Genomic DNA, 22131 nt, shown 5'->3' on the forward strand with positions numbered 1-22131 from the left:
CCGCAAGGTTCGATTGGCCGTCGGTTCGCCTCCAAGACCCAAGAAGAGGGGAGGTCGCCAAATTTCCCATTTGGCGTCGCCCTCATTCGCCCCGACCGGCGCAGCTGCGCATTGACGCGGATGGCGCCCTCGGCCTATAAGCCCTCCCACTTCGCCGCAGCTCTGCGGCTGCTGGCGCTTCGGAGCCTTTTAGCGCTTCGCGGGCCTTCCAAGGGAAATAAAGATGGCTAATACGAGTTCGGCCAAGAAGGCCGTTCGCAAAATTGCTCGCCGCACGTCCGTAAACCGCGCTCGTCGTAGCCAGATGCGCACGTTCCTGCGCAAAGTCGAGGAGGCGATCGCCTCCGGCGATGCGGCGGCGGCGGCCCAAGCCCTGAACACCGCGGCGCCGATTCTCATGCGCGCGGCTCAGCGCGGCGTGATTCACAAGAACACCGCTTCGCGGAAAGTTTCGCGCTTGACCTCGCGCGTGAAGGCGCTGGCCTCGGCCGGCTGAGGCGCAAAACCCGCGCGCCGAGAGGCGCGCTTTCACGAGACCCTTTCCGAATGCTTCGCCGTCACAGTTTGACGGCGAGGAAGGGGCTTCGCTCAATTTTAGCGCGCGAATTTTCCCGAGCAAAAATCTTTTCTGAAATTCAACTCGTTGCGGATAAGGTTGTCGCCACGGCCTTTATCCTATTCCCCCCCGCTGCCGCCCGTGCGTTGCGCGACATCCGATGACAATTGAGTGAAAAAAAAATTTCAAACCGGCGCACCTTCGGCAAGACGTTAAATCACAACCGCCTTGCGATGCCGACCGCGGCACAACCCTCCGACATCTTCACTTTGGTCATCCCCCTCACGTGTTTTGCGATTGCGAGGCGAAATCGGGCCGACTAAAGTCCATAGATCGGAGACAGAGAAACCACCTCAACGCCTCGCATCGCTGCGGAGCTGAATGGCAGCCCCCGCATCTCGCGTCTGTGAGCGGTTTGCTGATTTTGAATGGCTGCCGTCTCTTTAGGGTTGATCTGAGCCGACGGTCGAAGCACAAAGCGCAACGGGATGCATGGCTGAGCATTGCGAGCGTGTCGGCGGGCGTCGACTGAATGTGTGTGTGCATGGAGGGCTGGTTATGCGGGCTGGGCTGAGGATCGAGGACGGCAGGGTTCCTGATTACATGGAGAGCGCGCAAGCGCTTCGCTCGGTCCGAAACGCCGAAGCCGCGAACTTCACGCCTAGCGACGGCCGCTGACGGACTGACGCGGTCCTGTCGGCGCTGTGGGGCTTTCCGAGGCGTCGAAAGCCATCAGTTCCAGAATTTGCAAATGATCCAACGCCGAGCGGCCTATCGCCGCTGCTCGGACGCGAATCTGTTTACTCTCAGGATCCTTCCATGTCGGACGACGATCATTTGCCAGCCGGCTCGCTTTCCAGCGAGTACCGACAAGAATGGGAACGCGCGCGCGAACGGATGCGCATCGAGGTCGGAGATCAAAAATACGAGACTTGGTTTTCCGCGCTCGAGCTGCTGCGTCGGGAGGGGAGCCTTCTCTATCTGACGATGCCGACCAAGTTCCTTCGTAACTGGATGAACCAGCATTACCTGGAACTCATAAGGGCGCGGATCGCGGCCGAATTTAAGGGTGTGGACAAGGTGATCATCGAGGTGCGCACCCCCAACCCCAAGACGAAAGCAGCGCAGGCCGCCGCGCCCGGATTGAGGAGCGCCGCGCCAAGCTTCAAGCCGATGCCGTCACTCGCCTTGGCCACGGCGGGCGAGGCCGTGGGCGAGACGGCGCTCGCCTATCAACGGCGGGTTTGCAGTCCAAAAATCGGCACGAGAACGGAGGCTGACGGTTTCGTCGGCTCTCCCCTGGACAGACGGTTGACTTTCGCGACTTTCAAGGTGGGAAAGTCCAATGACTTCGCCTTCGCCGCCGCCCGTCGCGCGGCAGAGCAATGCGCCCAAGGCGCTGCGCCCTTGTTCAATCCGCTCTACGTTCATGCGTCGGTCGGCTTGGGCAAGACGCATCTTCTCCAAGCCATGGCTCGACAGGTCGGGGACGGTCGGCGCCGCGTGCTTTATCTGACCGCCGAACGCTTCATGAGCAATTTCGGCAATGCTTTGCGCGACCAGACCGCCTATGCGCTCAAGGAAGACCTGCGCTCGATCGACATGCTGGTCGTGGACGATCTCCAGTTTCTCCAAGGCAAGACTCTGCGGGCCGAATTTTCGCATCTCGTCAATGCGCTGATCGATTCCGGTCGCCAGATTGTCGTCGCGGCGGATAGGCCGCCGGCGCAACTCGAGTCGCTGGACGAACGCGCTTCGTCGCGCTTCAAGGGCGGGCTCTGCGTAGAGATCGGCCCGCTAGACGAGGAACTGCGTCAGCAGGTGCTGGAGACGCGCATCGCCGCAGCGAAAGAGCAACACGACGCTTTCGTCGTTCCGCGTGACGTGGTTGTCTACGTCGCGAAAATCATCACCTCGAACGGCCGCGATCTTGACGGCGCCGTGTCTCGGCTCCTCGCGCATTCGAGCTTGAACGGGGCGCCGATCTGCGTCTCGACTGCGGAGCAGGCGATCCGCGATCTCGTCAACACGCATGAACCCAAACGCGTCAAGATTGACGACATTCAGAAGCTCGTCGCCAGCCATTACAACGTCTCGCGCGCCGATATCGTTTCCTCTCGCCGCACCGCCAATGTGGTCTTGCCCCGTCAGGTCGCCATGTATCTCTCTAAAGCCTTGACGCCGCGCTCCCTGCCGGAGATCGGCCGGCGATTCGGCGGCCGGGATCACACGACCGTGATTCATGCCGTACGCAAGATCGAAAACCTGATCGCGAAGGACAATGGTCTGGCTCAGGTGGTCGAGCTGCTCAAGCGCATGCTGAATGAGCAGTGATTTTGTTTTGATGGTTTTTCAAGGCGGCGGCCTGAACCGAAATTACCGGTGATGGCCAGGCCCCCGCTCGCATGACGCGATTTGCCGGGATGACGCGACTTGTCGCGTTACTGAGCGAGCGCCAAGCTGACCGCAGCGTCGCCGAACTTCCCGCGCTCTCGTATGGCGTCGCGGAAAGTCCCAACGCATATGATCGACGCACCCAACTGATGGCTCACCGCTCGGCGGCGACCTGCTCAAAAGGGGACGTGTCCCCGTCGCCGGCATGGAGATCGCTGTGCGGGTGAAGAGCGGACGCGATCCATGCGACCTCCACACAAACCGCAAAAAACGGCCATACTTGAGGGTGTTGTACCGCAAATCCGACGTCGGCAACGACTCGGCCGAAACAAGGAGGCCGCATGATGGAAACATTTCGAAGACGCCGCAGCGTCAAATATCCACTATCGATCCGCATCCTGCACTGGCTGCGGGCAGTTCTGATCTTAGGGTTGATTGCGTGTGGGTGGTACATGACCAGGCTCGCCGACGACGATCCCACCGCCGGCGCATTATATCACAACCACAAGCAGTTCGGGATCTTGGTCTGGCTGCTGACGTTGGTGCATCTCACCTTGCGCTGGCGTGACCATGCTATGCTGCCACATGCGCCAGAGGCCCTAAAGGCTTGGGAGAAGTCGCTTTCTCACGGAACCCATCGGCTGATCATCGCTTTGACGCTACTTACGCCGCTCATGGGCTACGCCATGTCGAGCAGCTACACCAAGAGCGACGGCGTGCCCTTTTTCTTCCTCTCGCATGTGCCGGAGATTCTGCCGAAGAACGATACAGCGTTCGCGGTGTTTCAGGCGCTGCATAGTTACTCTGCGTATCTCTTGCTGGCCTGCGTCGTTTTGCACATTGCGGGCGCTGTGAAGCATCGTCTGCAAGACAAGAGCGGCGAGATCGACGTTCTCCCGCGCATGCTTTGAAATGCGCGGCGAAGCGGCCGCGTCTGAACGCCGAAGGACAAGCACAGTCGCGCAGCTTTCGCAGTTTTCTTCTCGATCAGCGAAGGTCACCATGGAAAAGATCGAAACCGAACGGCTTGTCCTGAGGAATTTTCGGAAGCATGACGCGGCCGGGCTCTTTGAGTATCTGCATGAGCCTGTCGCGAGCTGCTTTCTGTCGCTTACGCTCAAGGACAATAGCGAGGCTGAGGCCGAAGCCGGGCGGCGAAGCGTAGACGACGAGCATATCGCCGTTTGCCTGAAAAACTCAGACAGGCTTATCGGTGACCTGTTCGCAGTTCCGGAAGAAGACACCTTCTCCGTCGGTTGGAACTTCAATCCATCCTTCGGCGGCGCCGGTTATGCCCTTGAAGCCGCAAAAGCGATGTTCGTTTCTCTCTTTGCGGAGAGGGGCGCGCGTCGGCTCTACGCCTATGTGGAGGAGAACAATACGTCCTCCCAGCGGCTGTGCGAAAAACTGGGAATGCGCCAGGAAGGACTGTTCAAGGAATTCGTGTCGTTCAAGAAAGACGATGACGGCGTTCCGATCTACGAGAACACGATGCAGTACGCCATTCTGCGCAAGGAGTGGCGTTGATCGCATCGCGCTCTAGCGCGTTTCCCGCTCGAACGGAATCGTTCGAGCGATTAGGCATCGCGCTAAATCAAAAGCTTAGAGCATGTCCTAACCGAAAAACCGCTTCGCACTTTTCCGTGACATGCTCAAGGCGAGGGTATTCGCAAGAGAGGGCTTGAGACGGGGCGCGTTCAACGTCCCGTCTTCACATGCGTCCAGGCGCGCGTCATGGCTTTTTGTGTCGCGAGGTCCGGCGGGGTGACGGCGAAGAGCCGGCTCATCCCCGCATCGTCGAGATAGATCGACGGATTGCCGAGGATCGTCGGGTCGATGAGCGGGCGCGAGGCCGCGACGCCATTGGCGAATTGGGTCGCATTGGTGTTGCGCGCAGCGACTTCCGGCCGCAGCAGATAGTCGATCAGCGCATAGGCCTCTTCGGGATGCGGCGCGTCGACGGGTATGGCGAGGGTGTCGAGCGTGATCAGCGTGCCCTCCCGCGGGACTGCAAAAGCGATCTCCACGCCATTGTTGGCCTCGCGGGCGCGGCTGCGAGCCTGGAAGGAATCGCCGGACCAGCCGATGGCGACGCAAATGTCGCCGTTCGCCAGGGCGTTGATATATTCCGAGGAGTGGAATTTCTTGACGTAAGGCCGCAGGCTCGACAGCAGCATGTCTGCCTTATGAATGTCCTCAGGCTTCTTTGAATTCGGATCGAGCTTGAGATAATTGAGCGCGATGGCGAACATGTCCTCGGGACTGTCGAGCATGTAGACGCCGCAGCTCGCAAGCTTCTTCAGATTCTCGGGCCGCAGAATCTGGTCCCAGCTCGTGATGGCCTTGTCGCCGAGCCTCTCCTTCACCTTCTCGACGTTGTAGGCGACGCCGGTCGTGTACCACATGTAGTCGACCGCGTAACGGTTGCCGGGGTCGTAGCGCGCGAGCTTGGCGGCGATCTCGCGCCAAATGTTTTTCGCGTTGGGCAGCTTGCTCATGTCGAGCGGTTGATAGGCTCCCGCCTTGATCTGGCGCGAGAGGAACGTCGCCGAGGGCACCACCACATCGTAGCCGGTCGAGCCCGCGAGTAGGCGCGTGTCCAGCATCTCGTTGGAGTCGTACGTGTCGTAGACGACCTTGATGCCGGTCTCGCGCGAGAAATCGTCGAGGGTCTTGGCGTCGATGTAATCGCTCCAGTTGAAGACGTTGACGACGCGCTCCTTGGCGTCGGCTTGGGCAAGCGAGAGCGCGCCGAAAGCGAGCAGCGCGGCCAGGATTTTTTTCATTCTAGCGACACCCTTTGGGGGGGAGGTCGCCGTTGTTAACATGCTTGCGTGGGCTTTGGCGACGCGCGATCATCCCGCAGGGCCGAGCTGTCCGCGCGAAGGAGCACCGAGACGTGCCTGACGACATGCCTGCGGAATCTTTCGAGGCGCTCACTCTGCGCCCGGAGCAGACGCGCAGCGTCACGAAGGGGACGCGTATCCTGCTGCGGTCGCTAGGCCATGCGGTGCTGAGCGAGTTCCCGCTCCCTAACGGCCGGCGGGCGGACCTCGCCGCGCTCGGTCGCGACGGCTCGATCCGAATCGTGGAGGTCAAATCCTCCCTTGCGGACTTCCGGGCGGATGGCAAATGGCGGCATTACCAGCCTTTTTGCGACCGCTTCTACTTCGCCGTCCCGCTGGCTCTCGCCGAGAGCCTCCTCGGAGGGGAGATCTTCCCTGGAGAGGTCGGGTTGATCGTCGCGGACGCCTATGGGGCGGCGGTCGAACGGGAGGCGCCGATCCAGGCGCTTGCGCCGGCGGCGCGCCGGGCGCTGCTCGTGCGCTTCGGCGCTTTGGCGGCGACGCGTCTGCACGCTGCTCTGCATCCCGGCGAGCCTTGAAGCTCACGCGGCGATGCGGGACGCGCTCTAGGAGACGGGCGTCAGCGTGGCGCGCGCTTGGCGAGAATGCGCTGCAAGGTGCGCCGATGCATGTTGAGCCGGCGCGCCGTCTCCGAGACGTTGCGGTCGCAGGCCTCGAACACGCGTTGAATGTGCTCCCAGCGGACCCGGTCCGCTGACATGGTGTTCTCGCTGGTTTCCGGCTTCTCCGCCTGCGTCGCCATCAATGCGTGGTAGATTTCGTCGGCGTCGGCGGGCTTCGCCAGATAGTCGAAGGCGCCGAGCTTCACTGCCGTGACGGCCGTCGCGATATTGGCGTAGCCGGTCAGCATGACGCCGCGCGCGTCGGGACGCCTGGCCTTGAGTTCCGAGATCACGTCGAGGCCGTTGCCGTCGCCAAGCCGCATGTCGATCACCGCAAAGGCTGGAGGGCTTTGCGCTATCAAGGAGAGACCCGCTTTGACGGAGTCGGCGACCGAGACCGAAAAGCCCCGGGCCTGCATCGCTGCGGAGAGTCGGTTCAGGAAAGGCCGGTCGTCGTCGACGATGAGCAGGGTCATCTCCTCGGATGGGAAGGACATCGCATCCGCAAGCTCGGCCGTCTCCATCTCCTCTCCGCGCTTCTCCTCCACCGCCATTCCGAAATCCTCGTTCGAGTCTCATACATCTTAGCCGGCGCGACCCCGTTGCGAAAGGGGCGGAGCGCGCCGAGGCGGCGCGCAACGGGCCGGAACAAGAGCGCTGACTTCTTTTCCAACAGGCGGGAAAAAGCAACGCCTTTGCCTTATAGACGGGGAAGAGCTCGCCGCCCAAAAACCAAGCGCGGCCCGGAGACCCTCATGACCGTCTTGCCCTCTGCGCTGCAAAACCTTCGAAGAATTCCGGAGGGGGTCTGGGCGCTGGGGTTCGTCTCGCTCCTGATGGACGTCTCTTCCGAGATGATCCACGCGCTGCTGCCGGTCTATCTGGTCACGACGCTCGGCGCCTCGATGACCGCGGTCGGCGTGATCGAGGGCGTCGCGGAATCGACGGCGTCGATCGTGAAGATCTTCTCCGGCGCGCTCTCGGATTGGCTCGGCCGGCGCAAGCTCCTTGCGCTGATCGGCTATGGCCTGGCGGCGCTGACGAAGCCCGCGTTTCCGCTGGCGCAGGACATTGGCGCGCTCGTCGCGGCGCGTTTCATCGATCGCCTCGGCAAGGGCATACGCGGCGCGCCGCGCGACGCGCTCGTCGCCGATCTCGCGCCGGCGGAGCTGCGGGGCGCCGCCTTTGGGTTGCGTCAGTCCCTCGACACGATCGGCGCCTTTATAGGACCCGCGCTCGCGATCCTCTTGATGTGGCGCAGCCACGACGATTTCAAGCTCGTGTTCTGGATCGCGGTCCTACCGTCTTTCCTCGCTGTGGCGCTTCTCCTCGTCGCCGTGAGGGAGCCTGCACGGACGAAGGATTTGCGCAAGCCGCGCTTCCCGCTGCATGTCGACGAGCTCAAACGCCTTTCCAAGCTGTTCTGGCTCGTCACCGCAACTGCCGCGCTTTTCTCGCTCGCCCGCTTCAGCGAGGCGTTCCTGATCTTGCGCGCCCGCGACGCCGGACTTCCGATCGCTCTCAGTCCGCTGGCGCTCGTCGCGATGAATGTCGTCTATGCGCTCTCGGCCTATCCCGCCGGCGCTTTCACCGACGGGCGCAGCCGGCTTGCGCCGCTGGCGGCGGGGCTCTTGCTCCTCATCGGCGCCGACATCGCGCTGGCTTCTCCTTACGGCGCCTTGGCCGTGGCGCTCGGCGTTGCGCTCTGGGGGCTGCATATGGGCTTGACGCAGGGGCTGCTGGCGACGCTCGTCGCCGATGTCGCCGCGCCGGAGCTGCGCGGCACGGCCTTCGGCCTCTTCAATCTCGTTGGCGGTCTCGCGACTCTCCTCGCGAGCCTTCTTGCCGGAGCGCTTTGGGACAGCTACGGCGCCGTCGCCACCTTTTTGGCGAGCGGCGGTTTCGCTCTGCTCGCGCTCGCCGCCCTCGCGCTGACGCATCGCGCCGCGCCGGCGCTGGGCGCTCCGCATCGAGCTTAGAGCATGTCACGGAAGAGTGCGAAGCGGTTTTCCGGTCAGGACATGCTCTGAGTTTTTGACTTGGCGCGATTCCTTATCGCTCGAACGATTCCGTTTGAGCGGGAAGCGCGATAGAGCGCAATGCGAAAAAATGGAACCCTAGCGCGCCAACGACAAATCCGACTCCTATCAGGCCTCGATCCCCAACCGCGTCGCCACGCGCCTTGCAGTCGCTTCGCGCCGCGCCGTGATCTCCTGCGTCAAGAGTCGCACGCTTTCGGTCACGCAGGCTGAAGCGATCTTCGGCGAGCCGCTGTCGAATGGCGGCTCTGGCGCATATTCCATGAAGAGCTGGATTGTCCGCGCCGCCTCCTCGCCGTGAAGCGCGGCGGCAAGCCGCAGGGCGCCGTCGAGCCCGGCCGTGACGCCGGCGGTGGTCGTCACCTTGCCGTCGACGACGACGCGTTCGTCAGCAGGGACGGCGCCGAAATAGGGGAGCAAATGATGCACGGCCCAATGCGTCGTCGCGCGTCGACCTTTCAGGAGCCCCGCTGCGCCCAGGATCAGGGCGCCGGTGCAGACCGAAAGCACATGCGTCGCGTCTTCCGCCTGCCGCCTGATCCAGCCGAGCGTCTCCTCGTCCTCCATGATCGCTTCCTGGCCGAAGCCTCCGGGAACGACGAGAACGTCGAGGCGCGGCGTCTCGCCCAAGACAGCGTCGGGCAGAAGGCGCAAGCCGCGCACGTCGCGCACGGGCGCCGCGCTCTTGGCGTAGAGGCGAAAGACAGTGTCCGGCGGACGCGCGAGGACTTCAAATGGCCCGGTGAGATCGAGCTGATCGATCCCCTCGAAGAGGAGCGCGCCGATTTGCAGAGGTCGATCTTTCTCTCTTGTCATTCCCTCGGCTCCTCGTCCTTGGGCGCTGGCGCCGGCGTGCGTCGGCCACGCAGGCGCGGCGCCAGGGCGCGGCGCGCAAACATCGGCGTCAGCAACAGCCCCGCAACGATGCCGCCGAGATGCGCAACCCAAGCGACATGGTCCTGTTCGCCGAAGGCGGCGTGAACGAATTGCAGCACGATCCAGGCGCCGACGAACATCCAAGCGGGGGCGCGGATGGGAAAGATCGCGGCGAGACCGAAGATCGTTGCGCGCGGATAGAGCATGAGATAGGCGGCGCAAACGCCGGAGATCGCCCCTGAGGCGCCAACGAGCGGCGTGACCGTCTCGGGCGCGGCATAGGCGAAAACGACGCCCGAGGTCACGCCGCAGGTCAAATAGAAAAGCAGATAATGCAGCGATCCCATCGCGTCCTCGACATTGTCGCCGAGCACATAGAGAAAAAGCATGTTGCCGATGAGATGCAGCCAGCCCGAGTGGAAGAAGAGCGCGGTGAGCAGCGTCAGCGGCGCCGGCGGTCCCACGATCCATTTGGCGAGCTGCGCCTCGCCGAACAGCACGCGCGGAATGAGCGCGAAGCCGCGGATGACGGTCAAGGGATCGCCGAAAATCTCGCTGCGCACGATGAGGAATACGATGACGTTGAGGAAGATCAGCGTCCAGTTCACAATGGGACGGCGCACAAACCTCAGCTCCGCGTCGTCGTGCAGGGGGATGACCATGGTGTGCGCTCCGTCGAAAGCGTGAGGCCTCAAGTCCCAAAAGCGTAGAGCGCCGCTTGCGCTAAACAGGCGGCTCCCGCCTTTTCGCGCGTCGCGCTCGCGCGTGGCGCCGGATCTCTCTATACGCCAGCCCGCAGCGGGTTGTCGCTTCCTAGGCGACAAGATCGCGCTGTGAGGCGGAGCCGCCTGAACGTAGAAAACGTGATCAATTCTAAAAGGCGGCTGAAAGGCCGCTTGTTCACGCAAGCGCCGCGCGACGCCCGCAAGGCCAAGGCGCCATTTATGTCGCAACGATGTCGGTTTTCGGAAAGGAAATCTCGCGTCGCTTTGGGGCTCCACCGATCGAGTCGAGATAAGCATATAGTAAATCATCTCCGCCATCGAAAACCAAGTCGCATGTCGGTGTGGCGCGAGGATTGAGCTCAATGAAATAAGACCGATTCTCGTTGTCGCTGATGATAAAATCAAATCCGCAGAGACCTGAGAGGCCAAGTGATTTTATCATAGATTTAACTTCATTATCAAACATGTGTGAATCGTGGAAGCGTATAGACGTTGCTGGGCCAAAACGCAGCTGCCTATTTATCGCGATGGCGCTTACCATCGACAGCACTTCTCCGTTGCGGCAAACGGCGGATATAACGGCATGCGGCCCAACGATCTCGGCTTGCGCGCAAATAACCGGCTCACGACGTCTGAGCATCTGACCGATCAAGGAAAGATCTCCGTCGAACAGCGCACGTTTCACCGATCGAGGAACCCCGGGAGATCGACGAAGCGCGCGCCAATTGCTGCGGGCTTCCTCGAGTGTCCTCACCCGTCTCACCCCCATTCCGCCCCAGCTGCCGTCTGTCTTGATGAAGGCGGGAAAGCCGGTTGTTGCGAGCGCCGCGGGGATCGCCTCCTCCTCGAGCAATGGCGTCGTTTGAGGCGTCGCAACGCCAAGTCGCCGCGCGAGGTCGTTCATCCACTGCCTGTTGTAGAGGCTTGCGTAATATTTAGGATCTCCGAGGGAACGCTCGATCAACGCGCGAATGCTCGAATGGGCGGTCGAAGCGTGCAGCTCGTGCAGCACAGAGGCGACGAAATCATCGATCGGAACCAGTATGTCTGGCCGGGCGTCGAGAATTGCCGACTCGATCTCCGCTTTCGGCCGCAGGCCGCAAAATGAATAAAACTTTCCGATGCCCTCAACGCTCTTCAGAGCGGAAGAGCTCGGCGCAAGCGCGTCGACGAAGAAACCCGTTTGAATCATGGCGCTGGCCAGACGCGCCGTCTTGGGCCAGCTGAGGGCCGTCAGAATGAGCGCGCTGCGCGCGTCCTCCGCATTTCTAGGCGCGTCGACGAGCGCGTCGACTTCCTGGGCGACTGCTTGCGTCACGTGATCCACCCGCAGCATTTCGAGATGCGAAGCAGAGATCGGATGGTTGGAAACGTCGCGCGCCAAGTCTTTCCAGATGCAAGGCGTCAAAGGCCCTAGGCCAGGCTCGTCTCGTGCATAGATCGAGCTGATGCGTCCGGGGAAGCGTCGAGACCGATGGTTCGAATAAGCCGTCCGGCATCGAAGGACTTCTGCGGAAACCTGGGGAGGCGGCGGTCCGCCGGCGCCCCCAGGCCATTGTCGCGCGAGGAAGCGCTCCAAACGCCCCCAAGCTTTGGACGGGCCGGTTCGCAGCAGGCTCAAATTTCTCCAGCGCGATTTCCTCGGAATGGCGTCAATGATGATTGGCGGCGCCACAGCCTTGCCTTCATCCAACAACAAGCGCGCCACCTCCAGGGCAATTAATCCGCCGAGAGAGTATCCGACAAGGATGTAGCGCCCGTTCGCCTGATGGCTCAGGATCATCTCATGCGCGATCGACGCCATGGCTTCGACGCTCTCGGGCGCCGTTCCGTCTCTTCCAGCCTCCCAGTAGGGAACGCCCAGCAGGGGCCGTTTTGTCCGCAGCGAGTCGACAAGCTTGTCGAGCTCATGCAGATCGGCCCCACCGCCGGAAAAGAGGAACAGTGGGCCCCCATGCCCTGGTCGTATTGGAATTGCCGCGGCAGGCGGCGGGCCTTCAAGCGAAGCGCGCGCTGAGTTTTCTTGCGGCATATTCTGCGCCATAGACGAATCGCATCAAGGGGCCGAAGCTGCCGGCCGCGGCAAGGCCGACGAAGTAGAGACCCGGTGCGCTGGATTCGAAGCAGGAGGACAAAAGAGGATAGCCGCCGACGGTTCGAATCGCGCTCTTCAGATCCGAGTCGATGAAGGAAAGACGTTCGCAGCTCACGCGATAGCCCGTTGCGGCGATGACTTGGTCCGTGCGGATTGTGACCGACCGATCGTCGCCGTCTCGACAAGTCAGGCTCACTTTGCCGTCGATCTCTTCGGCGTGGACAATTTGGTGGCGGAGCACAACAGCGACATCGCGCTCCATCACTTCTCGCAAATGATATTGCGAGCGGGGACCCAAATGGCGTCGAAGAATAGCGAGGCGCATCGAGCTGGGCGCCAGGCGGTAAGCGCCGGGAAAGCGGCAGTAGAGCCAGGAGCGCAGCCCGGGTCCGAGGCCCGACCTCGGGTGACGAATCTGTCGCCAGAAGCTCGGCTTGGAGGGCGCGTCGTCGAAGCGGATCGCGTCTCCGCGCGCCAGCAATCTTGTTCTCGCGCCAGACCGTGTGAGCAGGGCCGCCAGATCCACCGCAGAGGATCCCGCGCCAACCACGGTGACATCTTTGCCTGCCAGATGCGATGCGTGTGAAACTGCGCTGCTATGGACAAGCTTCGACGGAGGTAGCGCAGACAGCATGGGCGGCACGTGAGCGAAGTGTGTGACGCCCACGGCAAGGATCACCGTGTCGACGGTAACGACCGTCTCGTCTTCAAGTGTGAGCTCGAATTGCCGGCCGCGACGCTTCAGCGCGACAACATCGCGCTGATCGATGTCTGGCGCATAGCGCGCCTGAAAATCCAGACCGTATTTGATGAAAGTATCGAGCTTCACCAAAATGCGCTCGTCGTCATAGGCGATATCATGGCTGCGGCAGAATTCGCCCAAAGTGCCGTCTGGCGTTGAAGCGAAGAGATTCGACGCGAAACCGTACGACTTTAGATGCATGCCTTCCGGCATCGCGGTTCGCCAGGTTTCCATCGGCCTGCCGAACAATCGGCAGGGCACATCACGCGCTCGTAATGTTGCTGCGATGGAGAGCCCATAGGGGCCCGCTCCAATGACTGCGATCGACATTTGGCCTCGAAATTTTCTTCCCTGCGCCGCCAGGGGTAGACGAGTCCGCGGTTTCGTTCTTTGTGTCTGCGCACAATCGGAACACCGCTTCCGTTGCATCGCACAATGACCCGCGCGCATTGCGGGTCGGCGTCACTCAAACTTCATCTTAGTCTCGTCCTAGCGAGAGCGCTTCTTCCGGTCAAGCCGCGTTTTCGGCTCCCCTTTCGGCGTTTTTCCATTATTCTTCAGGGGAGTTATGACTTTGCTGATCTGCGCGGCGCGGTTGGGCGGATCAAAGAGCATTGGCGCGGGATCGCGGTGGCAGTCAGGATTAACGGATTGATGAAGCCCTATAGGCCGCTTCGGCGCCCAATTTGGAGCGTGGCTTGGGAATGCGGAGCGCGCCACCGTTCGCGGCCTTGAGGCTTTCGGCGCGGCTCGTAGCGTCATCCCCTTGGAGTGGGCTAGGCTAGTGATTTTCGCGTGGCGTCCGCTTGCCCAGAGCCAACAGGTCCATCAATACGTTGAGTTCAATCGGCTTGACCACATGCATGTCGAACCCCGCGTCGACGCTGCTGCGCTGACGCTCTTGGGTCCATCCGCTCAACGCGACGATAAAAATGCCTCGGCCGATAGGGAGCCGGCGCAGGAGTCGAACGGTCTCGTAACCATCCATCTCCGGCATCCCGAGATCAAGGAACACGATTTCGGGCTTGAAGTCGGTGACCGTTTCCAACGCCGATCGTCCGTCGTAAGCGATGTGAACCTTTGCTCCCAGGCTTTCAAGAAGCAGGCCGAAGCCATTGGCGACATCCCGATTATCATCCACGACAAGGACGCGACGCTCCATGCCTATGGCGGAAAGTCCGACAGCCACTGTTCTCTGCGTGTCGGCGACAGTGTTTGCGAGAGGTAAGCGCACAATGAACTCGCTCCCACGCCCGACGCCGTCGCTTCGGGCCTGCACGCTCCCGCGATGCAATTCAACGAGGTTGCGCGCCAGCGCCAAGCCGATGCCGAGACCAATTCCAGAATGGTCAACGCCGCTTTTGCCGAGTTGGGTGAAAAGATCGAATACGCAGCGCAGCTTCTCGGTTGGGATGCCTATGCCATTGTCTCGGACGTGCACGATGAGGTCGCTGTCTTCGCGCTTCGCCAATATTTCGATGCGCCCGCCAGGCTTTGTGAATTTCGCGGCGTTGTTGAGCAGATTGATCAATACCTGCGCGAGGCGCGTGGGATCGGCAAAGAGCGGCAAGGGCTCGGACGGGAGCGAAACTTCCAACCGATGGTCAAGGTGGTTGATCAGAGGCAGGCTGGCGGCCACGGCGTCATTCACGATCTGCTTCAGATCAACGAGTTCTTTTCTGAGTTCGATCCGCCCTTGGCTGAAGCGCGCGGCTTCCAAAAGATCGTCCACAATTCGTACGAGATGCTGGACTTGTCTCGTCATGACATCAAGCATCGGCGCCGACCGTTCAACAATTACGGCGTCCAATTTTAGAATATGCAAACCATGTTTGATGGGGCTGAGGGGATTGCGTAGTTCGTGGGCGAGCATGGCTAGAAAGTCGTTCTTTTGGCGATCAGCCTCGCGCAGGCTTTCCAAATCCGTGATGTCGGTAATACAGGCGATCCAGCCAACAATTTGGCCCGCAGCGTCCGTGTCGGGCGCGTAGCTGGCATGCAAGCGCCTTGAGCCGGCGCCTGCGAAGGGCACCTGAGCTTCGTAGGTAACGTGTTCGCCGCGCAACACGCGTTCGACGTAGGGCCGGATCGTCTCCGCTGCTTCGACGCCCATGACCTCGGCGATGGGGCGCGATACGATTTGATCGAGTGGCTTTCCTACAATTTTAGCATAAGCAGGGTTGGCCAAAAGGTAGCGCCAGTCGCGGCTGCATCGTGTCAAGCCTACATCGGCATTTTCAAATACGCGTCGCAGGCGAGCTTCGCTCTCGCACAGGGAATTCTCTGCCCTTTCGAAAACGCTTCGATCCACAGAGCTTCGTCCTGGATGCCGCTTGATGGTCCGGTTCGGAAGAGGATAGGGGAGCGATCCGCGGGCTGCAATTGCTGGGCTGGGATTGTGACCCGAACGGTTAGAAGCCTAACATTTTTGAATGCAGTTGCCCAGGTTGAGGCGCCGCCCGCCGCCTTTCCGAAGGCAAGCGCCAAGGAATTAGTGGCGCGTGCGTGTCAAACGCATGTTAGATCAAAGCCACGGCGGCGCTCGGCGTAAAGGGCCCGAGCGTGCGCCTTTCCCTGGAGTGTGGACAGCCGGTCTGCGCCCATGCTAGGGCCGCGCCTCTCCCCCAATCTGCGAAGGTCCCTCGACGATGATCCCGCGTTACTCCCGCAAGGCGATGACCGATATCTGGGAGCCGCAGACGCGTTTCCGCATCTGGTTCGAGATCGAGGCGCATGCCTGCGACGCCCTGGCGGAGCTTGGCGTGATCCCGAAGGAAAGCGCCGAGGCGATCTGGGAGAAGGGTGGCACGGCGCAGTTCGATGTGGCGCGAATCGACGAGATCGAGCGCGTGACGAAGCACGACGTCATCGCCTTCCTCACACATCTCGCCGAGTTCATCGGCGCCGATTCCCGCTTCGTGCACCAGGGCATGACGAGTTCGGACGTGCTCGACACCTGCCTCTCGGTGCAGCTCGACCGCGCCGCCGACCTCCTGATCGCCGACGTTGACGCGTTGCTCGCGGCGCTCAAGAAGCGCGCCTTCGAGCACAAAGACACGCTGACGATGGGGCGCTCCCATGGCGTCCACGCCGAGCCCACCACCTTCGGTCTGAAGCTCGCGCAAGCCTATGCCGAATTCTCCCGCGCTCGGGCGCGGCTCGTCGCGGCGCGCGCGGAAATTGCCGTCTGCGCCATTTCGGGCGCGGTCGGCACCTTCGCCAACATCGATCCGCGCGTCGAGGCGCATGTCGCGAAGAAGATGGGGCTCGCGGTCGAGCCGATTTCGACGCAAGTGATCCCGCGCGACCGACACGCCGCCTTTTTTGCGACTCTCGCCGTCGTCGCGTCGAGCATCGAGCGGCTCGCCGTGGAAATCCGTCATCTGCAGCGCACCGAGGTGCTGGAGGCCGAGGAGTTTTTTTCGGAAGGTCAGAAGGGCTCTTCCGCGATGCCGCATAAGCGCAATCCAGTGCTGAGCGAAAATTTGACGGGCCTCGCGCGTCTCGTGCGCGGCATGGCGATCCCTGCGCTCGAGGACGTCGCGCTCTGGCATGAACGCGATATTTCCCACTCGTCCGTGGAGCGCATGATCGGCCCGGACGCCACGATCACGCTGGATTTCGCACTGGTCCGTCTTGCGAATGTGATCGAGAATCTCGTGGTCTATCCCGAGGCCATGCGCAAGAATCTCGAAAAGCTCGGCGGACTCGTGAATTCGCAGCGCGTGCTCATCGCGCTCACGCAAAAAGGGGTGTCGCGCGAGGACGCCTATGCGATGGTGCAGCGCAACGCGCTCGCGCAATGGCGCGGCGAAGGCGATTTCCGTACGCTGCTTGGCGCCGACGAAGCGGTCGCCTCAAAGCTCACGAGCCAGGAACTGGATCGGCTGTTCGACCTTTCCTATCACTGCAAATACGTCGACACGATATTTGCGCGCGTCTTTTCGTCGTAGATGGCCTCGTGCCCTTCCTCGTCGAGTCTGGCTTGCACTTGCTTCAGAATGCTGACGAGCGTCGTCTGCGCCGCTTCCAGCGTTTCGGAGGCGTGCGCCGCCAATATGTCTCCATCGGGTCCAAAAAACACGATCACGGCGGGATAGTCGTTCGCGGGGGGGGCATAAACGACGCCTTCAATTTGTGACACGGTGGCCTCCGCCTTTGCCCTTAAGGATAAATAGGCGTTCTTCCCTCTATCTCAAGAAGTCGTTGCTTTGCGAATGCTTCACCGTTCTCGTAGAGCGTGAGCTGCAATTTGGGCTAAGCCCGCGAACTCGGGGACGCGCCGACCGACACATCCGCTTCGCATTGGCGTGATGATTGATGTCTAGGTTGTTTTGGCGTCATCGCGAGCTGCACAATGTCGCGTTTTCGTTTCACTTGGTCGGAACAGGTACAGCTTTCCGCCTATCGCGCCGCGGGGGTCGCGGCGATGGCGGCGTTTTGGCTTCTCGCCGCGGCTCTCGAGGCAAAGGCGCAGCCTCTGCGGATCGCGGTCTATGACGCGGCGCCCTATGCGAGCGTTGCGCGGGACGGCTCCTTTACCGGCGCGAGCGTTGATCTTTGGCGTCGCGTCGCCGAAGAGATCGGAAAGAACTATCAATTCGTGCTTGTGCCCAGCATGGAAGACGTTCTGCGCGGCGTTGAGCAACACCAATTCGACGCCGCGATCGGCGCGATAACGATCACGACGGACCGCATGGCTCGCGTCGACTTTTCCTATCCAGCGCATCGTTCCGGCGTCGCCGCGGCGCTACCCAGGGTGTTCGGCCCTCGCGCCGCCGTCGCTTCCTTCTCGCTGGCCGCCTCCGAGCTGGGGCCGCTCTTCGGCCTCATGGTGACATTGCTGTTTGTCGCGGGCATCGCCATGTGGCTCGTCGAGCGGCTGGAAAAGGACGCATCCAAAGCGGATTCCGCCGTGCGGACGCTGCGCGACGGCCTCTACTGGGCCGTGGTGACGATGACGACCGTCGGTTATGGCGACAAGACTCCGAAGACGCCGCTCGGACGTTATATCGCGACGATCTGGATGCTGAGCAGCCTCGCGATCGTCTCATTGCTGTCCGCAAGCTTGGTGTCTCGCCTCACCGCGGAGCAAGTCGAAGGAACGACGCGCGTCGCGCATGCTGATCTATGGGGTAGGCGCGTTGCCGCGGCGACGGCTTCCTCAGGCGCGGAATATCTCGAGCATCAGCGCATCCCCCACAGAAACTACGCCAGCTTGCAGGAAGCGCTGGAAGCGCTGGCGGCGGGCCGCGAAGATGTCGTCATCAACAGCGTCGGCGCGTTGCATTATCTTGTCGCGACGCGATTCTCCAGGTCATTGCGCGTCGCGGACACGCTTCTTGCGCCCGCCTATATGGCCGTCGCGCTCCCCGAGCATAGCCCGCTGAAGAAGCCGATTGATCGGGCGCTGATGCGCATTACGGAGAGCTTGGAGTGGCGGCAGGTGGAAGAAGCCTATTTTGCGCATTAGATCACGCTGCATTCAGGCGGAATCGCCTGAATGCAGAAAACGTGATCGATTCTTTAAGTTTAGAGCGCGCTTTGTGCGAAAAACCGGTTTCCACTTTTTCGCATCGCGCTCTAGCGCGCATCCCGATCGCATGGAATCACACGATCGAAAAGGACTAGGCTCCAAATCAAACCTTAGATCATGTTTTGACCGACAAATCGCTTTCCTCTTTTTGGCGTCCCGCTCGAGCCGGATTTCAAAAGAGGCGGAGCCGTCTGGGGCGCCGCTGGAAGCGAAAGCGCAAAAAAACGAGGCGACAACGAATTTGCTGCAAAATCTGCGTCCCCTCGCTGGCGGAGGCCGAACTCGGGGAACGCGGCGCCGAGCATGAAGCCCGGCGCCGGAGACGCTTATCGGGCTTGGTTGGTCCCGTGTTCCTTCACGAACTCCGCGCCGTGCGCCTCGCAGCCGCAGGCCTGGAAGCAGGCGAGCGCCTTTGCCTTCTGCTCTTCAAAACTCGAGCCGTAAACCATGGTGCCGGACATATAACCGTCCTCACACTTCTCGGAGCACTTGGTCTGCTTGTCCGTGTCGCGGTCGCCCTTATGGGTGTCGCATTCCGCGAAAGCGAAGCTCGTCATGCCAACGAAGAACGCGGCGGCGGCGAGGACCGTTGTGGCTTTCATCTGATTTCCTCTTCCTTCTTCTGTGTTATTTGCAGTAACTGCCATTGACGCGGGCGTTCCTCCCAGAGGACCGGCATCGCCGCCAATCTCTTAAAATTCGGCGCAAGAAGCAAGGTGGGAGTCGTGTCTCCGTCAAACGCCGAAGGCTCCGTGGTCAAAATCGCGTCGCAAAGTCTTTTCGCACGCGCAAAAAGCGCCTTGTCCGCCAGCGATCCCGCCCTGGCGCAGCGGGCTCTGGAGCGAGCGCGGGAGCGCGACGTCGAAGGGCGTCTCACCACCCTTCTCGATGGCGAATCCAAGGCGAAGGAACTGCTTTTGGGGGTTTTTGGCGCTTCGCCCTTTCTTGGCGAGATCGCCTCGCGTGACCCTGGGCGAACGGCGCGTCTGATACTCTCGCCGCCCGAGGAGAGCCTCGCTGCGTTATTATGTCGCGTACGCGCCTTGAGGCCCGAGACGGAGGCCGAGGCGATGCGGGCGTTGCGCGGGGCCAAGGAGGAGGCGGCCCTTCTCGCGGGTCTTGCCGATCTTGCAGGCGTCTGGGACGTCGAAAGCGTCACGAGGGCGCTCACCGAATTTGCCGACGCGGCGCTCGCCGCCGCGATCGACTTTACCTTGCGCCAGGCGGCGCAAGCGGGGAGCCTGTCACTCGACGATCCCGATGATCCGGCGCGGCGCGCGGGCTGGATCTTCCTTGCCATGGGCAAGGCCGGCGCCTTCGAGTTGAACTACTCGTCCGACCTCGACCTCGTCGTGTTGTTCGATCGCGCCCGCGCCCGGCTGGCCAAGCCCGACGAGGATTGGGACTTCTTCGTGAAGCTGACGCAACGCGTCGTCAGGATCATGAGCGAGCGCACGGCGGACGGTTACGTGTTTCGGCTCGATTTGCGGCTTCGACCCGATCCTGGCGCGACGCCGATCGCGCTGCCGTTGGAAGCCGCCTATGCCTATTATGAGAGCATGGGGCAAAATTGGGAGCGCGCGGCCTTCATCAAGGCGCGGCCCGCCGCGGGCGACATCGAGGCCGGCGAAATCTTTCTCAAAGAGCTCCAGCCTTTCATCTGGCGCAAGCATTATGACTTCGCCGCGCTCGCCGACGTGCATTCCATCAAGCGGCAGATTCACGCGCATAAGGGGCACGGCGTCGTCGCCGTGAACGGGCACGACGTAAAGCTCGGGCGCGGGGGAATTCGCGAGATCGAATTCTTCGTCCAGACACAGCAGCTGATTCTCGGGGGCCGCGACGTCTCGCTGCGCGGGCGCTCGACGCTCGCCATGCTCGACCGCCTCGTAGAGGCCGGCTGGATCGAGGCGCGCGTGCGCGACGAGCTGAGGGAGGCCTACATCTTCCTGCGCAACGTCGAGCACCGGTTGCAGATGGTCGAAGACCGACAGACGCATGAGCTGCCCGCAAGCGACGAAGGCGTCGCGGCGATCGGCCGCATGATGGGTTTCGCCCTCTATGACGATTTTGCCTCGGCCTTGCGGAACCGCCTGGAGACCGTTGAAGCTCATTACGCCCGGCTCTTTGAAAGCGCGCCCGAGCTTTCCACCGCGGGCGGCAATCTCGTCTTCACCGGCGACGAGGACGACCCCGAGACGCTCGCGACGCTCACTCGGCTCGGCTTCGGGCGTCCGCGTCTCGTGACCGAGAGCCTGCGCGCCTGGCATTTCGGCCGAGTTCCGGCGATGCGATCGGCCCGGGCGCGCGAGCGATTGACCGAGTTGACCCCGGCACTGCTCGGGGCGCTTGCGGCGACCGGCCAGGCGGACGAGGCCTTTCTGGCTTTTGAGAAGTTCATGAACGGCCTTCCGGCGGGATTGCAGCTCTTCTCCTTGCTCGCCGCCAATCCGCATCTCTTGCGCCTCATCGCGACGATCATGGGCTCGGCGCCCAAGCTCGCGGAAACGATCTCTCGGCGCCCCGGCGTGATCGCCGCACTGATCGAGCCAGCTTCCGCAGGCCGCGACGATCTGTCGCAGCGGCTTCGTGCGGCGCTTGCCGAGGCGCGCTCCTATGAGGAGGCGCTCGATCGCGCCAGAATTTTTGGCCAGGAGCAGAAGTTCCTCATTGGCGCGCGCCTGCTGACGATGGCGCTCACGCCGGCGGAGGCGGGTTTCGCCTACGCGCATCTTGCCGAAGTCGCGATCCGCGGCCTGCTGCAGACGGTCGAGGAGGAATTCGCCAAAGCGCATGGGAGGATAGAGGGCGGCGCCGCGGCGGTGGTCGCGCTCGGCAAGCTCGGCGGCCGCGAGATGACGGCGGCCTCCGATCTCGATCTCATGCTGCTCTACGACGCCGACCCGCTCACGGAGAGCCGAGGCGGCGAGAGTCCCTTGCCTGCGGCGCAATATTACGCGCGCGTGACGCAAAGGCTCATCAGCGCGCTTTCGGCCCCGACCGCCGAAGGTCTGCTTTACGAGGTCGATTTTCGGCTGCGGCCCTCCGGCAACAAGGGACCGATCGCCGTGCGGCTCCAGGCCTTCGAGGAGTATCAGGCCAAGGACGCCTGGACCTGGGAGCGCATGGCGCTGACGCGCGCCCGCGTCGTCGCCGGCCCGCCGGAGTTTTCGGCGCGCGTCGAAAGCGCGATTGGCGCCGCGCTCTCTCGCCCCCATGACGCCGCAGCCACCGCCGCCGACGCGCTCGACATGCGCCGAAGGCTCGAGCGCGAGAAAGGCTCGGGCGGGCTCTGGGACTTGAAGCAGGCGCCCGGCGGCCAGATCGACATTGAATTCGTGATCCAATTTCTGGAGCTGACCCAAGACCGCGAGAATGGGCGGCGCTTTTCGACCTCGATCGCGGAGGCGGTTCGGGAGCTTGCGGGGATCGGGGTGTTGGCCGAGGGCGACGCCGCGACGCTAGGCGACGCCGTGTCGCTTTATCAGGGCCTGACGCAAATCCTGCGGCTCGCGATCGCCGAGAATTTCGATCCGAAGAAGGCCTCGCGCGGGCTGACAGACCTCATCCTGCAGGCCGGCGATGCGCCGAGCCTTTCGCATCTCCAAGCGCGACTGGCCGAGACTCAAAGCGCGGTGCGGGAAATTTTCGCGCGGATTATGGGGGCGGTGTGAGGGTGGCCTCGGACCGCGAGCCTCT

General features: G+C 62.1%; 18 protein-coding genes. 9 read left to right on the forward strand and 9 right to left on the reverse strand.

Annotated elements, in window-relative coordinates; all coding sequences use genetic code 11:
- The first annotated feature begins 223 nt into the window (after positions 1 to 223).
- The 4 genes from rpsT to QMG80_RS09890 all read left to right on the forward strand — a co-directional run bounded on the left by rpsT (position 224) and on the right by QMG80_RS09890 (position 4477).
- On the forward strand, positions 224 to 496 hold the full coding sequence (gene rpsT / locus QMG80_RS09875) for a 30S ribosomal protein S20 (RefSeq protein ID WP_085772657.1): 273 nt from the start codon (positions 224 to 226) through the stop codon (positions 494 to 496).
- 879 nt (positions 497 to 1375) lie between these two features.
- On the forward strand, positions 1376 to 2890 hold the full coding sequence (gene dnaA / locus QMG80_RS09880; RefSeq protein ID WP_085772658.1) for a chromosomal replication initiator protein DnaA: 1515 nt from the start codon (positions 1376 to 1378) through the stop codon (positions 2888 to 2890).
- Between the two features lie 401 nt (positions 2891 to 3291).
- The gene (locus QMG80_RS09885; RefSeq protein ID WP_199768986.1) at positions 3292 to 3861 is read left to right on the forward strand and encodes a cytochrome b; all 570 of its coding nucleotides are present in this window, start codon (positions 3292 to 3294) and stop codon (positions 3859 to 3861) included.
- A gap of 91 nt (positions 3862 to 3952) precedes the next feature.
- Positions 3953 to 4477: a GNAT family N-acetyltransferase gene (locus tag QMG80_RS09890; RefSeq protein ID WP_085773801.1), complete on the forward strand. Its 525-nt coding sequence runs from the start codon at positions 3953 to 3955 to the stop codon at positions 4475 to 4477.
- A gap of 170 nt (positions 4478 to 4647) precedes the next feature.
- Here QMG80_RS09890 and QMG80_RS09895 read toward each other — a convergent pair whose 3' ends face one another.
- Positions 4648 to 5736, reverse strand: coding sequence for a polyamine ABC transporter substrate-binding protein (locus QMG80_RS09895; RefSeq protein ID WP_085772659.1), 1089 nt, complete (start codon positions 5734 to 5736; stop codon positions 4648 to 4650).
- Positions 5737 to 5849: 113 nt separating this feature from the next.
- Between QMG80_RS09895 and QMG80_RS09900 the strand changes: the two genes are divergently transcribed.
- Positions 5850 to 6335 carry an MmcB family DNA repair protein gene (locus QMG80_RS09900; protein WP_280949992.1) on the forward strand — a complete coding sequence of 162 codons (486 nt, stop codon included), beginning with the start codon at positions 5850 to 5852 and terminating at the stop codon, positions 6333 to 6335.
- 41 nt (positions 6336 to 6376) lie between these two features.
- Here the strand turns inward: QMG80_RS09900 and QMG80_RS09905 are convergent, their stop codons facing one another.
- On the reverse strand, positions 6377 to 6943 hold the full coding sequence (locus QMG80_RS09905) for an ActR/PrrA/RegA family redox response regulator transcription factor (RefSeq protein ID WP_280950020.1): 567 nt from the start codon (positions 6941 to 6943) through the stop codon (positions 6377 to 6379).
- Between the two features lie 231 nt (positions 6944 to 7174).
- Between QMG80_RS09905 and QMG80_RS09910 the strand changes: the two genes are divergently transcribed.
- Positions 7175 to 8398 (forward strand): MFS transporter, encoded by a 1224-nt coding sequence (locus QMG80_RS09910; protein WP_085772662.1) that lies wholly within the window; start codon positions 7175 to 7177, stop codon positions 8396 to 8398.
- 168 nt (positions 8399 to 8566) lie between these two features.
- Here the strand turns inward: QMG80_RS09910 and QMG80_RS09915 are convergent, their stop codons facing one another.
- The 5 genes from QMG80_RS09915 to QMG80_RS09935 form a co-directional block, all read right to left on the reverse strand.
- Positions 8567 to 9274, reverse strand: coding sequence for a DJ-1/PfpI family protein (locus tag QMG80_RS09915; protein ID WP_085772663.1), 708 nt, complete (start codon positions 9272 to 9274; stop codon positions 8567 to 8569).
- On the reverse strand, positions 9271 to 9996 hold the full coding sequence (locus QMG80_RS09920; protein ID WP_085772664.1) for a rhomboid family intramembrane serine protease: 726 nt from the start codon (positions 9994 to 9996) through the stop codon (positions 9271 to 9273). The genes QMG80_RS09915 and QMG80_RS09920 overlap by 4 nt, the downstream gene beginning before the upstream one ends.
- Positions 9997 to 10276: 280 nt before the next feature.
- Entirely contained in the window at positions 10277 to 12091 is a 1815-nt protein-coding gene (locus QMG80_RS09925; protein WP_158658830.1) for a thioesterase domain-containing protein, read from the reverse strand.
- The gene (locus QMG80_RS09930; protein WP_158658831.1) at positions 12057 to 13226 is read right to left on the reverse strand and encodes an NAD(P)-binding domain-containing protein; all 1170 of its coding nucleotides are present in this window, start codon (positions 13224 to 13226) and stop codon (positions 12057 to 12059) included. Before QMG80_RS09930 ends, QMG80_RS09925 begins: the two co-directional genes overlap by 35 nt.
- 451 nt (positions 13227 to 13677) lie before the next feature.
- Entirely contained in the window at positions 13678 to 15207 is a 1530-nt protein-coding gene (locus QMG80_RS09935) for a hybrid sensor histidine kinase/response regulator (protein ID WP_085772667.1), read from the reverse strand.
- Between the two features lie 337 nt (positions 15208 to 15544).
- On the opposite strand from QMG80_RS09935, the gene purB reads away from it, so the two are divergent.
- On the forward strand, positions 15545 to 16849 hold the full coding sequence (gene purB / locus QMG80_RS09940; RefSeq protein ID WP_085772668.1) for an adenylosuccinate lyase: 1305 nt from the start codon (positions 15545 to 15547) through the stop codon (positions 16847 to 16849).
- On the opposite strand, the gene QMG80_RS09945 is transcribed toward purB, so the two are convergent.
- Positions 16801 to 17040, reverse strand: a complete 240-nt coding sequence (locus QMG80_RS09945) for a hypothetical protein (protein WP_085772669.1) — start codon at positions 17038 to 17040, stop codon at positions 16801 to 16803. The two genes, purB and QMG80_RS09945, sit on opposite strands and share 49 nt — an antisense overlap.
- A 213-nt stretch (positions 17041 to 17253) precedes the next feature.
- On the opposite strand from QMG80_RS09945, the gene QMG80_RS09950 reads away from it, so the two are divergent.
- Complete coding sequence (locus QMG80_RS09950; RefSeq protein WP_085772670.1) at positions 17254 to 18369, forward strand: transporter substrate-binding domain-containing protein; 1116 nt, start codon at positions 17254 to 17256, stop codon at positions 18367 to 18369.
- 389 nt (positions 18370 to 18758) lie between these two features.
- Here the strand turns inward: QMG80_RS09950 and QMG80_RS09955 are convergent, their stop codons facing one another.
- Positions 18759 to 19034, reverse strand: coding sequence for a hypothetical protein (locus tag QMG80_RS09955; RefSeq protein ID WP_085772672.1), 276 nt, complete (start codon positions 19032 to 19034; stop codon positions 18759 to 18761).
- 150 nt (positions 19035 to 19184) lie between these two features.
- Here QMG80_RS09955 and QMG80_RS09960 point away from each other — a divergent pair, with 150 nt between their 5' ends.
- Positions 19185 to 22106 (forward strand): bifunctional [glutamine synthetase] adenylyltransferase/[glutamine synthetase]-adenylyl-L-tyrosine phosphorylase, encoded by a 2922-nt coding sequence (locus QMG80_RS09960; protein ID WP_102938121.1) that lies wholly within the window; start codon positions 19185 to 19187, stop codon positions 22104 to 22106.
- Positions 22107 to 22131 lie beyond the last annotated feature (25 nt).

Origin of the sequence: Methylocystis bryophila (genome assembly GCF_027925445.1) — a bacterium.
Classification (GTDB): Bacteria; Pseudomonadota; Alphaproteobacteria; order Rhizobiales; family Beijerinckiaceae; genus Methylocystis; species Methylocystis bryophila.

Coding starts and splice junctions, on each gene's coding strand:
- rpsT (WP_085772657.1), top strand. CDS start 224: ATGGCTAATACGAGTTCGGCCAAGAAGGCCGTTCGCAAAATTGCTCGC.
- dnaA (WP_085772658.1), top strand. CDS start 1,376: ATGTCGGACGACGATCATTTGCCAGCCGGCTCGCTTTCCAGCGAGTAC.
- QMG80_RS09885 (WP_199768986.1), top strand. CDS start 3,292: ATGATGGAAACATTTCGAAGACGCCGCAGCGTCAAATATCCACTATCG.
- QMG80_RS09890 (WP_085773801.1), top strand. CDS start 3,953: ATGGAAAAGATCGAAACCGAACGGCTTGTCCTGAGGAATTTTCGGAAG.
- QMG80_RS09895 (WP_085772659.1), bottom strand. CDS start 5,736: ATGAAAAAAATCCTGGCCGCGCTGCTCGCTTTCGGCGCGCTCTCGCTT.
- QMG80_RS09905 (WP_280950020.1), bottom strand. CDS start 6,943: ATGGAGACGGCCGAGCTTGCGGATGCGATGTCCTTCCCATCCGAGGAG.
- QMG80_RS09910 (WP_085772662.1), top strand. CDS start 7,175: ATGACCGTCTTGCCCTCTGCGCTGCAAAACCTTCGAAGAATTCCGGAG.
- QMG80_RS09915 (WP_085772663.1), bottom strand. CDS start 9,274: ATGACAAGAGAGAAAGATCGACCTCTGCAAATCGGCGCGCTCCTCTTC.
- QMG80_RS09920 (WP_085772664.1), bottom strand. CDS start 9,996: ATGGTCATCCCCCTGCACGACGACGCGGAGCTGAGGTTTGTGCGCCGT.
- QMG80_RS09925 (WP_158658830.1), bottom strand. CDS start 12,091: ATGCCGCAAGAAAACTCAGCGCGCGCTTCGCTTGAAGGCCCGCCGCCT.
- QMG80_RS09930 (WP_158658831.1), bottom strand. CDS start 13,226: ATGTCGATCGCAGTCATTGGAGCGGGCCCCTATGGGCTCTCCATCGCA.
- purB (WP_085772668.1), top strand. CDS start 15,545: ATGATCCCGCGTTACTCCCGCAAGGCGATGACCGATATCTGGGAGCCG.
- QMG80_RS09950 (WP_085772670.1), top strand. CDS start 17,254: ATGTCGCGTTTTCGTTTCACTTGGTCGGAACAGGTACAGCTTTCCGCC.
- QMG80_RS09955 (WP_085772672.1), bottom strand. CDS start 19,034: ATGAAAGCCACAACGGTCCTCGCCGCCGCCGCGTTCTTCGTTGGCATG.